General features: G+C 64.5%; 16 protein-coding genes. 13 read left to right on the top strand and 3 right to left on the bottom strand.

The genetic code is table 11. The annotated features are described in order from the left end of the window. The first annotated feature begins 24 nt into the window (after nucleotides 1–24). From GYK42_RS12845 to phaP, 5 genes are all read left to right on the top strand, one after another. The gene (locus tag GYK42_RS12845; protein ID WP_166447818.1) at nucleotides 25–1,296 is read left to right on the top strand and encodes a YncE family protein; all 1,272 of its coding nucleotides are present in this window, start codon (nucleotides 25–27) and stop codon (nucleotides 1,294–1,296) included. Between the two features lie 11 nt (nucleotides 1,297–1,307). After that, nucleotides 1,308–1,913: a pyridoxamine 5'-phosphate oxidase family protein gene (locus GYK42_RS12840; RefSeq protein WP_166447817.1), complete on the top strand. Its 606-nt coding sequence runs from the start codon at nucleotides 1,308–1,310 to the stop codon at nucleotides 1,911–1,913. A 70-nt stretch (nucleotides 1,914–1,983) separates the two neighbouring features. Continuing rightward, nucleotides 1,984–2,355 (top strand): VOC family protein, encoded by a 372-nt coding sequence (locus GYK42_RS12835; protein WP_205711384.1) that lies wholly within the window; start codon nucleotides 1,984–1,986, stop codon nucleotides 2,353–2,355. 27 nt (nucleotides 2,356–2,382) lie between these two features. Continuing rightward, complete coding sequence (locus tag GYK42_RS12830; protein WP_166447816.1) at nucleotides 2,383–2,718, top strand: hypothetical protein; 336 nt, start codon at nucleotides 2,383–2,385, stop codon at nucleotides 2,716–2,718. A 277-nt stretch (nucleotides 2,719–2,995) separates the two neighbouring features. After that, nucleotides 2,996–3,634 (top strand): phasin family protein, encoded by a 639-nt coding sequence (phaP, locus tag GYK42_RS12825; protein WP_166447815.1) that lies wholly within the window; start codon nucleotides 2,996–2,998, stop codon nucleotides 3,632–3,634. A gap of 118 nt (nucleotides 3,635–3,752) precedes the next feature. Here the strand turns inward: phaP and GYK42_RS12820 are convergent, their stop codons facing one another. Next, nucleotides 3,753–4,745, bottom strand: a complete 993-nt coding sequence (locus GYK42_RS12820) for an alpha/beta hydrolase (RefSeq protein WP_166447814.1) — start codon at nucleotides 4,743–4,745, stop codon at nucleotides 3,753–3,755. Nucleotides 4,746–4,850: 105 nt separating this feature from the next. Further along, on the bottom strand, nucleotides 4,851–5,741 hold the full coding sequence (locus GYK42_RS12815) for a LysR family transcriptional regulator ArgP (protein WP_166447813.1): 891 nt from the start codon (nucleotides 5,739–5,741) through the stop codon (nucleotides 4,851–4,853). Nucleotides 5,742–5,943: 202 nt separating this feature from the next. Between GYK42_RS12815 and GYK42_RS12810 the strand changes: the two genes are divergently transcribed. The 6 genes from GYK42_RS12810 (at nucleotide 5,944) to GYK42_RS12785 (ending at nucleotide 9,417) form a co-directional block, all read left to right on the top strand. Continuing rightward, on the top strand, nucleotides 5,944–6,549 hold the full coding sequence (locus tag GYK42_RS12810; protein ID WP_034785705.1) for a LysE/ArgO family amino acid transporter: 606 nt from the start codon (nucleotides 5,944–5,946) through the stop codon (nucleotides 6,547–6,549). A gap of 88 nt (nucleotides 6,550–6,637) precedes the next feature. Beyond that, nucleotides 6,638–7,087 (top strand): thioredoxin TrxC, encoded by a 450-nt coding sequence (trxC, locus tag GYK42_RS12805; RefSeq protein WP_166447812.1) that lies wholly within the window; start codon nucleotides 6,638–6,640, stop codon nucleotides 7,085–7,087. Between the two features lie 71 nt (nucleotides 7,088–7,158). Continuing rightward, nucleotides 7,159–7,668, top strand: coding sequence for a MarR family winged helix-turn-helix transcriptional regulator (locus GYK42_RS12800; RefSeq protein ID WP_205711394.1), 510 nt, complete (start codon nucleotides 7,159–7,161; stop codon nucleotides 7,666–7,668). Further along, entirely contained in the window at nucleotides 7,665–8,411 is a 747-nt protein-coding gene (locus GYK42_RS12795; RefSeq protein WP_166447810.1) for a HEAT repeat domain-containing protein, read from the top strand. The genes GYK42_RS12800 and GYK42_RS12795 overlap by 4 nt, the downstream gene beginning before the upstream one ends. A 17-nt stretch (nucleotides 8,412–8,428) precedes the next feature. Further along, nucleotides 8,429–8,764, top strand: coding sequence for a DUF6616 family protein (locus GYK42_RS12790; RefSeq protein ID WP_166447809.1), 336 nt, complete (start codon nucleotides 8,429–8,431; stop codon nucleotides 8,762–8,764). 62 nt (nucleotides 8,765–8,826) lie between these two features. Then, nucleotides 8,827–9,417 (top strand): DUF1287 domain-containing protein, encoded by a 591-nt coding sequence (locus GYK42_RS12785; protein WP_205711383.1) that lies wholly within the window; start codon nucleotides 8,827–8,829, stop codon nucleotides 9,415–9,417. On the opposite strand, the gene GYK42_RS12780 is transcribed toward GYK42_RS12785, so the two are convergent. Continuing rightward, the gene (locus tag GYK42_RS12780) at nucleotides 9,386–10,858 is read right to left on the bottom strand and encodes a PLP-dependent aminotransferase family protein (protein WP_166447807.1); all 1,473 of its coding nucleotides are present in this window, start codon (nucleotides 10,856–10,858) and stop codon (nucleotides 9,386–9,388) included. The genes GYK42_RS12785 and GYK42_RS12780 overlap by 32 nt on opposite strands. Before the next feature lie 105 nt (nucleotides 10,859–10,963). Between GYK42_RS12780 and GYK42_RS12775 the strand changes: the two genes are divergently transcribed. Together GYK42_RS12775 and GYK42_RS12770 are read left to right on the top strand one after the other, a co-directional pair. Further along, a complete protein-coding gene (locus GYK42_RS12775; protein ID WP_166447806.1) occupies nucleotides 10,964–11,404 on the top strand; it encodes a carboxymuconolactone decarboxylase family protein in 441 nt (146 codons plus the stop codon). A gap of 80 nt (nucleotides 11,405–11,484) precedes the next feature. Further along, nucleotides 11,485–11,781 (top strand): hypothetical protein, encoded by a 297-nt coding sequence (locus GYK42_RS12770; protein WP_166447805.1) that lies wholly within the window; start codon nucleotides 11,485–11,487, stop codon nucleotides 11,779–11,781. The last annotated feature ends 23 nt before the right edge of the window (nucleotides 11,782–11,804 follow it).

The following is an 11,804-nucleotide window of genomic DNA, read 5'->3' as shown; positions in this document are numbered from 1 at the left end:
TGCAACGAAATGACGCGAAATCACATGAAAAAATCTCAACGACGCACCATCGTCACCTTGTCCGCCCTGGCTGCCGCACTGGCAGGCCTGGGCGTGGCCAGCCAGGTCATCGGCGCCAGCACGTCGGCGGCGGCCAGCCCCGCGCCGGCCGCCGCCTATTCTCCGCTGCCGGGCATGCCGCCGCTGGTGGACCCGAAAAACGTGTACGGCAGCATCGCCAACAGCAATATGAGCCCCGTCGTCAAGGATCACTTGCGCCGCGTCTACGTGCCCAATCTGCGTTCGAACGACGTCTACGTGATCGACCAGGAAAGCCTGAAAGTGGTCGACAAGTTCAAGGTCGGCAGCGGCCCGCAGCACGTCGTGCCGTCGTGGGACTTGCGCACCCTGTGGGTGGCGAACAATGCCGAGCGCACGGACAAGGGCAGTTTGACGCCAATCGACCCGTTGACGGGCAAGCCAGGCAAGGAAGTACCCGTCGATGACCCCTATAACATGTATTACACGCCGGACGGCAAGTCGGCCATCGTCGTGGCCGAAGCGCGTCACCGCCTCGATTTCCGCGATCCGAAGACCATGGCCGTGCAGTATTCGATCGACACGCCCCAGTGCGGCGGCATCAACCATGCCGATTTCTCGAATGACGGCCGCTACGCCATGTTCACCTGCGAATTCGATGGCACCATCGCCAAGATCGACCTCGTGGGCCGCAAGGTCGACGGCTACCTGAAATTGCAGATGCCGGCCAAGCGCTTTGCCGAGTCCGGCCCCGTGGGCGGCCCGGCCAATGAGATCTGCAGTGTCAAGAAGGGCATGCCGCAAGACATACGCATCTCGCCGGACGGCAAGAAATTCTTTATCGCCGACATGGACGCCGACGGCGTGCACATCGTCGATGGCGCCACCCTGAAGGAAATCGGCTTCATCCAGACGGGCGTGGGCGCGCACGGCCTGTACCCTAGCCGTGACGGCAAGAAATTGTACGTGGCCAACCGCGGCACGCACCGCATCCACGGCAAGCCGAAGGGCAAGGGCAGCGTCAGCGTGATCGATTTCGCCACGGAAAAAGTCGTGTCGAACTGGCCGATACCCGGCGGCGGCAGCCCCGACATGGGCAATGTGTCCGCCGATGGCAAGTACCTGTGGCTGTCCGGCCGCTTCGACGACGTGGTCTACCGCATCGACACGGCCAGCGGCGACGTTGCCAAGGTTAAAGTTGGCCAGGAGCCGCACGGCCTGACCGTCTGGCCGCAACCGGGCCGTTATTCGCTCGGTCATACGGGCAACCTGCGTTAAGCCGGAGGCCCATGGACATCACGACGCTGGAGCAACTGCGCGCGCATTATTCGCTCGCGCAGGGACGCGCGTTGAGCAAGCAGCTTGACCATCTGGACCCGCATTGCATCGCCTTCATCGGACTGTCGCCATTCGCCGTGCTGGCCACGGGCGGGGCTGGCGGCCAGCTCGACGCGTCGCCGCGCGGTGGCGCGCCCGGTTTCGTGCAGGTGCTCGATGCCCATACCTTGCTGCTGCCCGATGCCAAGGGTAATAATCGTCTCGACAGTTTCAGCAATATTGTCGAGACTGGGAGGGCGGGACTGCTGTTCATGATCCCCGGCGTCGATGAAACCCTGCGCGTGAATGGCGAGGCCAGCCTCAGCGACGCTCCTGCGCTGCTGGCGCACTTCGCCGGCGAACGCAACCCGCCGCGCCTGGTTATGCGCTTGCGCGTGGCAGAAGCTTACTTGCATTGCGCCAAGGCTTTCATGCGTTCGCGCCTGTGGGATAGCACGCGGCAGGTCGAGCGCAGTGTTTTACCGACGATGGGCCAGATGATCCAGGACCAGACGGGTGTCCATGGGCCGCTTGAAACGCAGGAGCAGATGGCCGCCCGTTACGCGCCGGATATATAGTTGATATTGCCTAAAATGCAATGTTGGCGCATACTGTATTTCCTATTCCACTACCTCCAGAGAGCGCACCATGATTCTTGATCACATCGGTTTGAATGTCAGCGATGCACAGGCCAGCAAGGCCTTCTTTTCGGCTGCCCTGGCGCCCTTGGGCGTATCGGTGGTGATGGAAGAGCAGGGCTGGGTTGGCATGGGCAAGGATGGCAAGCCTGATTTCTGGTTCGGCGCGGGCGACAAGCCGCATGCCGGCATGCATCTGGCCTTCGCGGCGGATAACCGTGCCCAGGTGGACGCTTTTTACAAGGCCGCGCTGGAAGCGGGTGGCAAGGACAACGGCGCGCCAGGCATCCGCGCCCTGTATCACCCGAATTATTATGGCGCTTTCGTGCTGGGGCCGGATGGCCACAATGTCGAAGCCGTCTGTCACCGTCCCGAGTCTTGACGTCGGGCATTACCTGAAGAGAGCAGCATGAAGCACAGCGCCACCCTGTTTGCCGACGACGCCGGCCGCTATGCCTACGTCAAAGCAGGTTTTTCCTGGCCGGCTCTGTTCCTGGGCTCGTTCTGGGCCGTCGCCAAGCGCCGCTGGTGGCTGTTGCTGCTCATGTTGGCGATGGATGCGTGCCTGTGGTTTGGCAGCCATCTCGCCACCGAAATGCGTGTCGGCCCGATGATGATGCTGATGGCCGGCGCGGAACTCAGCTACCTGCTGGCGCGTGGCTGGTATGGCAACCGCTGGCTGGAAGCCTCGCTGCGCAGCCATGGTTACAAGCCCGTCGTGCCAGGCACGGGCGCCGTTGGCTGAGCCTGCCTGGCACAAATTCCCCCCTCTGTTACTGACGTTTGCCAAGGGCAGGCTGTCCAGTACAAACTTTCTGCGCTGCCTGGCGCACCTTTGATCCAGATCATCCCTCACCTGCAGTGCTCACGTAGCCTTGGGACTCGCGTTGCAAAGCATCTTCCCACCAACTGGATATGTTTTTCGCGTTTCGTGGCGTAGCCCGGCTGTCTGCCTCACCGTTCGACAGCAGGTGGTGTCGCCATCTGTTTATGTCCACCCAACCGCTTTAATGAGGAACTCCATGTATCCATATTCCCGTAGTGTTACCCCCGCCGCCAAAAACCACCTGGAAGCGCAACTGGCTTTCTTCAATGGCCTGTCGAAGTCGCTGTTTCAGTCGATGCAGCACTTCAGTGACCTGAACATGCAGCTGGCGCAAGGCTTGCTGGAAGAAAGCACGGTCACCAGTCAGAACCTGCTGACGGTCGAGCGCGCTGAAGATGCGTTCCAGGTGGCTGCCGCATCGGGCCAGCCTGCCGCCGAGCAGTTGCGCAAGTACCAGCAACAGGTGTCGCGCCTGGCAGCCGATACGCAGGTCGAACTGGCCAATGTGGCAGAGCGTCATGTGAATGAAACAAGCCGTACCGCCAAGGCCCTGGCCGAAGAAGTGGCCCGCACCGCTTCGGAAGAAACGGAGAAAAACGTGCGCAAGCAGCAGGAAGCGATGCAGCGCATGGCCGAACCGTTCCAGGCTTATCAGCAAAACGGCGCCAACCGCGACCAGCAGCGTGGCACGCAAAGCCGTGACGGCCAAAGCCTGCAAAGCGCCGGCCATCAGGGCAGCCAGCAGTCGTCCGGCAGCGAAGGTTCGGGCAGCGGCAGCGCACAGCAAGCGGGTTCCGCGCAAGGCAAGAGCAGCAGCACCAGCCGTAAAGAGTAAGCACGAGGCTGCTTGCAGCTCGGTCGCATCGCGAGGGCCGAGCCTTGCCATGCGGCTAGCTATGTGGCCAGCCGGCACGCGGCATCGTGCGTATTGATCCGGGCAGAGCGCCCGCCCTTCACGGGGCGGGCGTTTTGTCGTATGCGTGCGGCTCAGGCGCCGGCGCGGCCGCGCCAGACGGGCGGGTTGGCAAGACCATGGTTGTTGGTGAGGTTGTCTCGGGCAAGATCGCGGTCCCGCTGTTCGTATCGATGAAGGCGCTGACGGCGTCCAGGGTGGGCGCCAGCCTGCGCAAGGGAGCGGCCAGCGTGGCGACGAGGGTGGCGTGGCCCACGTGGTCGAAATAGGTTTCCGTCACGGGCCGGTGCAGCGCGCGCAAGGCGCTGGCCAGGCCGCCCGTGTTGCGTTGCGGATCGACCAGCTTGTCCTTGCCGGGCTTTGGGGCGATGAGCAGGGCGGGCGGGGCGTCGGCCGTCACGTGATGGATGGGCTGCGAAGCGGCGGGCGTGTCCGGGTAAAAGAACACGGGCCGGGTGATGATGTTTTCGATCGGCAGGAAATCATAGGGGCCGGCCAGGCCTATCCAGCCCCGCAAGTCTTGCGGACGCATGCCGTGGCGCGCCAGCAGGCTGGCGTCGAGCGCCAGCATGGCCGCGTTGTAGGCGCCGGCGCTATGGCCCATGACGAACAGACGCGCCGGATCGCCCCCATGGCGGCTCGACTCCATTGCGGCCCAGGCCACTGCACGGGCCGCATCCTGCAAGATTTCGGGGTAGTGCACGTCGGGATACAGCCGGTAATCGGCGATCACGGCCAGATAGCCGCGCGCGGCGAGCGCATGGCCGACGAAGGCATAATCGGCGCGCTCGCCCGTCGTCCAGTTGCCGCCATAAAAGAACACCACCACGGGCACGGGTCCCGTGCGGATTTTTGGGGCGTACACATCGAGCTTCTGCCGTGGCAGGGGGCCGTAGGCCAGGCCACGCGTCACTTGCGAGGCGCTGCCGGACGACAGGGCATTGATGGCCGTCAAGGGCGAGCAGGCGGCCAGGCCGGCAGCGAGCGGGATGGCCGCCAGCAAACCGAGCAGGGTGGTACGCAGGATCGTCATGCTGGCTCCCGATGGTGAATGATGATGCTTGCAGTGTAGGCCAGGCTGGGCAGGGCGCACACGGGGAAGTTGCTCTCTAGCATAGATAAATGTTGCATGCGTCAATCAATCCTGTAGCAGCCATTTGCGCGCCGTGGCGATGACGGCGTCCGACAGGGTGCGCGTGAGGGGCGTCTGGATATCCCAGGCATGCCAGGTCAGTGGCACGTCGAGCGCTTGCCCGGCCGCCACGTCGACTAGCCTGCCGGCGGCCAGCGCCGTTTCCGCCTGCAGCAAAGGCACCATGCCATAAGCATAGCCCGCTTCGATGAAGCGTACGAAGTCGCGCGCCGAACCGAGCACATGGTGCGGATAGCGGCCCGTGTAGCCGAGGCGGTGCTGCAGATAGCGCTCGTGCAGCGCATCCTTGCTGCCAAACGTGATGGCGGGCGCCTGGCTGACGGCTTCCACCGTAAAGCCATGGGGAAACCACTGCTGCGCGAACGCGGGCGAGGCCACGCACAGGTAGCGCATGCCGCCCAGCGGCGTGGCCGTGGTGCCGGCCACCAGGTCGTTGGCGCTGGTGACGCAGGCAAACACGCGCCCTTCGCGCAGCTGGCTCAGGGTGTGGTCCTGGTCGTCGAGGCGGATATCGAGCAGGCAGGACGGCGGCAACAGCAGCGGCCCCAGCGCTTCCGGAATCCAGGTGGCGGCGCTGTCGGCGTTGACGGCGATGGCCAGCGCCGGCAATTGCGTGGTGGGGCCGGGCTGGGCGTCGAGCGCCGCTTCGAGCAGCTTGACTTGCCGGTAGTGGGCGATCAGCCGCTGGCCCGCTTCCGTGGGCAGGGGCGGGTGGCTGCGGATGATCAGCAAGGTGCCTTCCAGGTTTTCCAGCGTGCGGATGCGCTGCGACACGGCCGGCTGGCTGATTGCCAGCGCCTGCGCCGCCTTTTCAAAGCTGCCCAGGCCGATCACGGCGTCGAGGGCGGCCAATCCACGGTAATCGACGACGCGCATAAGTTTCTCTTATATATGGTTAGAATCATTCATTATACTTATATTTACTTTTTCTTTACACTGTTGAAATAGGGTAACAACTCCACTCTGCCGCGCGGTCCTCCCGGTTCCGCACCACCCTCCACCTACCTCTGATGACTTTGCCTTTGCCGGCAGAGCGTGGGCGGCCGTGCGCGTGATGGAAAGCAATAAAGGAATCGATATGGACAGCGCAATCTTCTTGAAAGGCATGGGGCTCGGCGCGAGCCTGATCGTGGCCATCGGCACGCAAAACGCCTTCTTGCTGAAACAAGGCTTGAAGCGCCATTACGTGCTCACCTGCATCCTGGTCTGCCTCGTGTGCGACGCGATTTTGATCACGGCCGGCGTGGCCGGCATGGGCACGTTCATTGCCGACAATCCTAATTTCCTGCTGTGGGCCAAGGCTGGCGGCGCCACCTTCCTGATCGCCTACGGCTTGCGCGCGGCCAAGTCGGCCTGGCGCCCAACGGCCCTGACGGTGTCGGCCGCCAAGTCGCCCGAAGGCTACTGGGCCGTGATCGGCGCTGCGCTGGCGTTCAGCCTGTTGAACCCGCACGCCTTCCTGGACACGGTCATCCTGCTCGGCTCCATCGGCGGCCAGCATGAAGGCGTGGGACGCTTCTACTTTGCCGGCGGCGCCATCATGGCTTCAGCCCTGTGGTTCTTCCTGCTGGGCTTTGGCGCCCGCTACCTGGCGCCCGTGTTTGCCAAGCCCATGGCATGGCGCGTGCTCGACGGCATCATTGCCCTCGTCATGTGGGCCATCGCCGCCTCGCTGTTCCTGTAAGCGGGACAAGCGCCGCAGCCTGTCTGCGGCGCGCGGCAATTCCCCGTAGAATAGCCGTCAACTTGATGCTACGCTTTCCAGGAATGCCATGACCACCACGCCAGACTCCCTGCACATCGTGTGCCCCCATTGCGACGCCGTCAACCGCTTGCCGGCTGCGCGGCTCGCGGAACAGCCCACTTGCGGCAAGTGCCGGAAGGATTTATTCACGGGCCAGCCCGTGGACCTGGCCAGCGCCCGTTTCCTCAAGCATATCGAACGCAGCGACATTCCCGTGCTGGTCGACTTCTGGGCGCCGTGGTGCGGCCCGTGCCGCAGCATGGCGCCATTCTATGTGCAAGCCGCCAAGACCCTGGAACCGGCGTTTCGCGTCGTCAAGGTGAACACGGAAGCGTCGCCGGACCTGGGCAGCCGTTTCAATATCCGCAGCATTCCCACCCTGGCCCTGTTTCGCAAGGGCGTGGAAGTGGCGCGCCAGCCGGGCGCCATCGATGCGAATGCCATCGTCGCGTGGGCACGAGACAAGGCCCGATTTTAAACATCCAGAGAAAACCGTCGAGGTTTTCCATTTGACATTTAATATGGCGCCATATTATATTGCGCCTTATGATGAAACTCGAACAGAAATACACGGCCTTGCTCGCTGACGTGCAGCACCGTGCGCTCGGCGCGGATACTGCGGCCTCCATCGGGCGCCTGCGCCTGTGCTTTGAAGTGCTGGGCCTGGCGTCCGCCATCGATGGTGATTGCGCCGCGCGCCTGGGCCGACATGGTTTGTCCGAAGGCAAGTTTGTGCTGCTGTCCCTGTTGCGTGACGTGCCCGACGGACTCTCGCCGCACGAACTGGCCGAGCGGGCAGGGGTGACGCGCGGCACCATCACGGGCTTGCTCGACGGCCTGGAGCGCGACGGTTTCCTGGCGCGCCATCCTGACCAGCTTGATCGGCGCAAGCTGATGGTACGCCTGAGCGCCAAGGGAGAAGCCGCCGCCGCGACCCTGGTCGATGAGCACGCGCAATGGATCGCCAGCCTGTTTGCCGATTTCACGCCGGCAGAAATGCAGATGTTGAGCACGCTGCTGGAGAAAGCCTGGCGCAAGACGGACCGGGGTGCGCCATGAGCCGCGGCATCGCCGACATCGCACCCGCGCGCCTGCTCCTGCTGAACAACGGGAGCGTGGCCAGCGCCACCCTGACGGAAGGGCTGGCCATCGATTTCGCCCAGCTGCTGGCTGCGGCCGTGCCCGGTATTACTACGTCCGGGCTGGAGCGGATGTGCGCGCAGGCGGCAGGCGGCATCACCAAGCGCATGGCGCTGGCGGCGCAATTGCTGCTGGACGCCAACGCAGACCTGGCTTTGCTGCAAGCCCACCCATCCGACACGGTACGGGGCTGGGCCTGCTTTGCCATCGCCGCCCAGGTTGGCTTGAGCTTGCCGCAACAGCTGGCCGCCATGCGGCCGCTGGCCGACGATAACCACTTTGGCGTGCGCGAATGGGCCTGGCTGGCGCTGCGTCCCCATCTGGCGGCGAATCTTGACGAGGCCATCAGCTTGCTGGCGCAGTGGACGGCGGACCCGTCGGAGCGAGTGCGCCGCTTTGCCTGCGAAGCGCTGCGCCCGCGCGGCGTGTGGTGCGCGCATATTGCCCGCTTAAAAGAACAGCCGCAGCTGGCCTTGCCCGTGCTGCAGCCCTTGCGCGCCGACCCGGCCGTCTACGTGCAGGATTCCGTGGCCAACTGGCTCAACGATGCGGCCAAGAGTCAGCCGGACTGGGTGCGCAGCCTGTGCGCGCAATGGCTGCTGGAAAGCCCTGCGGCCACGACCAAGCGCATCTGCCAGCGCGCGCTGCGTTCGCTTTCTTGATTTTTTGGAGGACAAACATGCATTATCTGCTGGAACTGTATAGCCCGAAACCGGCCTGGCTGGCCCTCGATGGCGCCGCGCGCCAGGCGTATTTCGACATGGTGGGCGCCGGCATGGCGGCTTTGTCCGGCAGGGGCGCCGAAGCGCTGGCCATGGGCGCCATCGATGGCGGCAAGCTGCACGCGGCTGCCCGGCAATTCTATGCCGTCTGGCGCTTCCCGGACGAGGCGGCACTGGACGCCTTGCTGGCCGGCATCGCCGCCACAGGCTGGCATGATTATTTCGACACCGTCAATGCGGCTGGCACGGCCGTGGATTTCCCTGGCCACCTGGCGCAACTGACCGCGGTCTAAGCGTACGGCGTTTTCCTTGCCGCTGCGGTAAAGTTGGCATTTCCACCCGATCACCGATGTTGATGCCAACCAAACTGCTCTCCACCCTGTTGCTTGCCCTGGCGCCCATGCTGGCCTCGGCAGTCCCTGCCACCCCGCAAGCCCTCGTCGCCGCCGCCCGCAGGCAGGTGGGCGTGACGGTGCAGTACGATCCGCGCTATGAGCGGCTCGCCTATCCGGGCGGCGACGTGCCTATCGAGCGGGGCGTGTGCACGGACGTGATCGTGCGCGCTTATCGCCAGCTGGGGCAGGATTTGCAGGTGCTCGTGCACGAAGACATGCGCAAGGCGTGGCAGGTGTACCAGCAGCAGGGACGCTGGCAGATGAAGGGGCCTGACCGCAATATCGACCACCGCCGCGTGCCGAACCTGGGCACCTACTTTACCCGCCACGGCACCAGCCTGCCGCCAAGCAAGGAGGCGAACGCTTACCGCGCGGGCGACATCGTCACGTGGCGCCTGCCCGGTAACCTCACGCACATCGGTATCGTCAGCGACAAGCAGTCGTGGAGCGGCACGCCGCTCATCATCCACAACATCGGCGAGGGCGCGCGCGAGGAAAATATTCTGTTCAGCTATCCGATTACGGGACACTATCGCTGGCAGCCGCGCTGACGGATACGGGCGCTATTTCCTGCAGGATTGCCAGCACCTTGGCCAGCGCCGTGTCGATATCGAGCTTGTCGATGGCGCCATAGCCGAGGAACAGGCCCTCATGGCGGGCGGGGCCGTGGTAAAAGCTGGCCAGCGCATACAGGCTGATGTCGGCCAGGCGCGCGCGGCGCTGCAATTCGGCGATATCGAGCGGCGCCTGCGCCAGGGCCGCCACGTGGAAGCCGGCGCTGGCAGGCACCAGACGGAACCATGGCGCCAGCGGGCCGTTGAACCAGTGCAGCAGCCGCTCGCGCCTCCCCGCATAGATGTCGTGGCAGCGGCGGATGTGGCGCAGCAAATGGCCGTCGCCAATGAACTTGGCCAGCGCATGCTGGCCCAGGCTGGCCGTATGGCAATCGCTCAGGTATTTTACCGTCTGCACGGCGGCCACGATGGCTTGCGGCAGCACCACATAGCCGAGCCGCAGTTCCGGCAGCATGATCTTGGAAAAGCTGCCCACGTGCGCGACGATGCCATAGCGGTCCATGCTTTGCAGCGCATCCTCGGGCCGGCCCTCGTAGCGGAACGCGCTGTCGTAATCGTCTTCGATGATGATGGCGCCCAGTTGTTGCGCCCGCTCCAGCAAGGCGTGACGGCGCGCCATGCTCATCGGCATGCCGAGCGGGAATTGATGCGCGGGCGTGACATAGATCAGCCGCGTGCCGTCCGGGATTTGCCCGACGATCAGGCCATTCTCGTCCACTTCGATGCCCACCACGCGCGCGCCCTGGCTGGCGAACACGGCGCGCGCCACCGGGTAGCCGGGTTCTTCCACGGCAACCGTGTCGCCCGGTTCCAGCAGGGTTTGCGCCAGCAGGTGCAAGGCTTGCTGCGCGCCGCTGGTGACGAGCACCTGTTCCTCGGTGCAATGGATGCCGCGGCTGAAGGCGGCATGGCCGGCAATCGCCGCGCGCAAGGCGGGCAAGCCTTCCACAGGGCCATAGCGGCCGCGCGCCTGGCCACCCTGGCGCAGCGCGTGCAGCATGCAGGCGCGCCATTCATCCTGCGGGAAGTGCGCGGGCGTGGCGCGTCCGCCGATGAAGGCGTAGCGCGCCGGCGTTTCCTGGCTGGCGCGGCGCAGGGGCGTGGGCGTCGCTTCCCAGCGGGCGATGCGCTGCGCGCTGGCCAGCGGCGTGCTGGCGTGGCGCCGCTGCGGCGAGGCGTGCGGCGTCTGCACGAAGCTGCCCACGCCCACCTTGCCGACCAGCAGCTTTTCATAACCGAGCTTGTCATACACGTCGGACACCGTCTTGCGCGACAGGCCCAGCTGGCTGGCCAGCAGGCGCGAGGGTGGCAATTGCTGGCCGTCCGTCAGCCGGCCCGAACGGATGGCTTCGCTGAGCTGGCGGTACAGCTGGCCGCCCAGGTCGCGCGTGCCGTCGATCAGGATATGTAATTCCATGGTGTGTCTGCTGGTGGTCTGCTGTTTTTCGGGGGGATTGGCCTGCCGCACGCTCTACTTGCGCTTCTACAATGATGTATCTCTACTTTATCAAGGAATGCCATCATGACACAGCAACGACTCGACTTTGTGCAAGCTTCGCCCGATGCCATCAAGGCCATGTATGCGCTGGAAGCGGCGATCGCCAAGCTGGGCGTGGAACACTCGCTGCTCGAGCTGATCCGCCTGCGCGCCTCGCAAATCAATGGCTGCGCCTTTTGCGTGGACATGCACACGAGCGACGCGCGCAAGGCGGGTGAAACGGAACGCCGCCTGTATGCCGTGTCCGTCTGGCGCGAAACACCGTTCTTCACGCCACGCGAGCGGGCCGTGCTGGCCTGGACGGAAGCGCTGACCCTGCTGCCGCAGAACCATGCGTCCGACGCAGACTACGCGGTGCTGGCGGAACAATTGACGCCGGCGGAAATGGTCAACGTCACCCTGGCCATCGGCTCCATCAATACCTGGAACCGCCTGGCCGTGGGCTTTCGCAAGATGCCTGAATAAATCCTGTGTTCGTTCGCGAACAGACGGCTGGCTGCCCCCTGCGTAGGCTGAACGGATGATTGATCAGCCAGGGAGCAGCCATGCAAGTACCTATCGGGGAAGGCGCCGGCAAGACGCCGGAGCAGCACGAAGAAGCGCGCCGCGAATTCATAGCCGAACTGTGGCGGCGCTTCGAAGCCTTGCAGGAATGGGCCGTCAGCCACTGGCCCGACCAGCAGCACCCGCTCAGTTCCGCGGACTTCGTCGAGGCGCGCAAGGAGATTCTCAGCTTGCGTTCGCCGGCCGGTTCCCTGAGCCAGCCGGCTACGCGCGATGCGGCTGAGCCGGAGCAGGGCGGGGCGCAGTATGTTGACGTCACCCCTGCACCGTGGCCGTAGGTCGGATTACGCGCTTGCGCGCT

The organism is Janthinobacterium lividum (assembly GCF_011601275.1).
Taxonomy (GTDB): domain Bacteria; phylum Pseudomonadota; class Gammaproteobacteria; order Burkholderiales; family Burkholderiaceae_D; genus Janthinobacterium; species Janthinobacterium lividum_E.
Note: the sequence above shows the minus strand (reverse complement) of the source record. Positions and strands in the feature narration are given on the sequence as shown.

Bases quoted from the DNA above. Each gene is read 5' to 3' on its own strand.
- GYK42_RS12845 (WP_166447818.1), top strand. From the start codon at position 25: ATGAAAAAATCTCAACGACGCACCATCGTCACCTTGTCCGCCCTGGCT.
- GYK42_RS12840 (WP_166447817.1), top strand. From the start codon at position 1,308: ATGGACATCACGACGCTGGAGCAACTGCGCGCGCATTATTCGCTCGCG.
- GYK42_RS12835 (WP_205711384.1), top strand. From the start codon at position 1,984: ATGATTCTTGATCACATCGGTTTGAATGTCAGCGATGCACAGGCCAGC.
- GYK42_RS12830 (WP_166447816.1), top strand. From the start codon at position 2,383: ATGAAGCACAGCGCCACCCTGTTTGCCGACGACGCCGGCCGCTATGCC.
- phaP (WP_166447815.1), top strand. From the start codon at position 2,996: ATGTATCCATATTCCCGTAGTGTTACCCCCGCCGCCAAAAACCACCTG.
- GYK42_RS12820 (WP_166447814.1), bottom strand. From the start codon at position 4,745: ATGACGATCCTGCGTACCACCCTGCTCGGTTTGCTGGCGGCCATCCCG.
- GYK42_RS12815 (WP_166447813.1), bottom strand. From the start codon at position 5,741: ATGCGCGTCGTCGATTACCGTGGATTGGCCGCCCTCGACGCCGTGATC.
- GYK42_RS12810 (WP_034785705.1), top strand. From the start codon at position 5,944: ATGGACAGCGCAATCTTCTTGAAAGGCATGGGGCTCGGCGCGAGCCTG.
- trxC (WP_166447812.1), top strand. From the start codon at position 6,638: ATGACCACCACGCCAGACTCCCTGCACATCGTGTGCCCCCATTGCGAC.
- GYK42_RS12800 (WP_205711394.1), top strand. From the start codon at position 7,159: ATGAAACTCGAACAGAAATACACGGCCTTGCTCGCTGACGTGCAGCAC.
- GYK42_RS12795 (WP_166447810.1), top strand. From the start codon at position 7,665: ATGAGCCGCGGCATCGCCGACATCGCACCCGCGCGCCTGCTCCTGCTG.
- GYK42_RS12790 (WP_166447809.1), top strand. From the start codon at position 8,429: ATGCATTATCTGCTGGAACTGTATAGCCCGAAACCGGCCTGGCTGGCC.
- GYK42_RS12785 (WP_205711383.1), top strand. From the start codon at position 8,827: ATGCCAACCAAACTGCTCTCCACCCTGTTGCTTGCCCTGGCGCCCATG.
- GYK42_RS12780 (WP_166447807.1), bottom strand. From the start codon at position 10,858: ATGGAATTACATATCCTGATCGACGGCACGCGCGACCTGGGCGGCCAG.
- GYK42_RS12775 (WP_166447806.1), top strand. From the start codon at position 10,964: ATGACACAGCAACGACTCGACTTTGTGCAAGCTTCGCCCGATGCCATC.
- GYK42_RS12770 (WP_166447805.1), top strand. From the start codon at position 11,485: ATGCAAGTACCTATCGGGGAAGGCGCCGGCAAGACGCCGGAGCAGCAC.